Source organism: Thiocapsa roseopersicina (genome assembly GCF_900106925.1).
GTDB lineage: Bacteria > Pseudomonadota > Gammaproteobacteria > Chromatiales > Chromatiaceae > Thiocapsa > Thiocapsa roseopersicina.
Map to the genome: position 1 here is coordinate 1 of NZ_FNNZ01000076.1, position 1,700 is coordinate 1,700.

Annotated in this window: 1 protein-coding gene; it reads left to right on the top strand. The window is 65.8% G+C overall.

All coding sequences use genetic code 11. The features are described 5' to 3' along the window. Positions 1-252 precede the first annotated feature (252 nt). Positions 253-1,700: IS21 family transposase (istA, locus tag BLV04_RS24190; RefSeq protein ID WP_093038693.1), on the top strand; the 1,448-nt coding region annotated here is incomplete at its 3' end.

The following is a 1,700-nucleotide window of genomic DNA, read 5'->3' on the forward strand; positions in this document are numbered from 1 at the left end:
TGCGTATTCCGGCCCAATCCGGCCACCCATTCTGATTTAAAGCGGCCACCCATTCTGGTTCAAACCGGCCACTCGTTCCGGTTCAAGCCGGCCACCGATTCCGGCTGAATCCGGCCACCGATTCCGGCGCAAAGCGACCACCGATTCCGGTTGATCCGGCCACTCTGGCCGGGGCCTCGCCACACGGGATAACCCTGCGTAGGGTGCCTCCTTTTTTCAGGAGGTGCTCAGATGCCAAGAGAGAGGTTATCCATGCGAAAAGTCGAAGAGGTGTTGCGGTTGAAATGGGGTTCCGGGCGATCGGTGCGGGAGATCGCCCGTGCGCTCGGAATCGGGCGAACAACGGTGTCGGAGTACTTGGAACGCGCCGAGGCGGCAGGGCTGTCCTGGCCGTTGCCGGAGGGTCTGAGTGCGGGCGAGTTGGAGCGGCGGCTGTTCAAACCGGGCGGGCGCCCTACCGAGCGCGGGCTGGTCGAGCCCGACTTCGATGTCGTTCACCGGGAGTTGCGGCGTAAAGGCATGACGCTGTTTCTGCTCTGGCAGGAGTATCGCGAGCGCCATCCCGAGGGCTATTCCTACAGCCAATTCTGCGCCCGCTACAGCCTCTGGAAGGGTCGCGTGGATGTGGTCATGCGCCAGACCCACCGGGCCGGGGAGAAGCTCTTCGTCGACTACGCCGGGCAGACGGCGGCGGTGATCGACCCCGGCAGCGGGGAGATCCGCACCGCGCAGATCTTCGTGGCGGTGCTCGGGGCCTCCAACTACACCTATGCCGAGGCGACCTGGACGCAGACGCTCCCCGACTGGATCGGCGCGCAGGTGCGCGCACTGAGCTTTCTCGGCGGTTGCCCGGACATCATCGTCCCCGACAATCTGAAAAGCGCCGTCAGCAAGGCCCACCGTTATGAACCGGATCTGAATCCGACCTATCAGGATTTCGCCACCCATTACGGGCTGGCGGTGATCCCGGCACGGGTACGCAAACCGCGGGATAAGGCCAAGGCCGAAGGCGGTGTGCTCTTGGTGGAACGCTGGATCCTGGCACGCCTGCGCCACCAGGAGTTCTTCTCCCTTGCCGAGCTCAACGGGGTCATTGCCACCCACCTGCAGGCCCTCAATACCCGTCCCTTCAAAAAGCTCGAAGGCTCGCGCCTGAGCCAATTCGAGGCGATCGATCGCCCGGCCCTGCGCGCGCTGCCGGCAACCCCCTATGAGTACGCCGAATGGCGCAAGGCACGGGTCGCGCCGAACATTCACATCGAGGTCGACGGGCACTTCTACTCGGTCCCGCACGCCCTGGTCAAACGCCAGGTCGACGTGCGGCTCACCACCACCACGGTCGAGGTTCTGCATCACGGTCAACGGGTCGCCAGCCATGTCCGCAGCCCCCGCCGGGGCGGTTACACCACGGTGACCGACCACATGCCGGAACGCCATCAGCGCGCCCTGGAGTGGACCCCGGAACGCCTGCAGCGCTGGGCGCACACGATCGGCCCGGCCACCGCTGCCGTGACCACGCAGTTGCTCGGCGCGCGGCGCCATCCGCAACAGGCCTTCAATGCCTGTTTCGGGGTGCTGCGCCTGAGCACGGCCTACAGCGAGGCCCGCCTGGAAGCGGCCTGTGCACGCGCGCTCACGCTGGGCACCGTCGGCTACAAAAGCCTCGCCACGATCCTCGAGAAGGGGCTCGATCGGCGGCC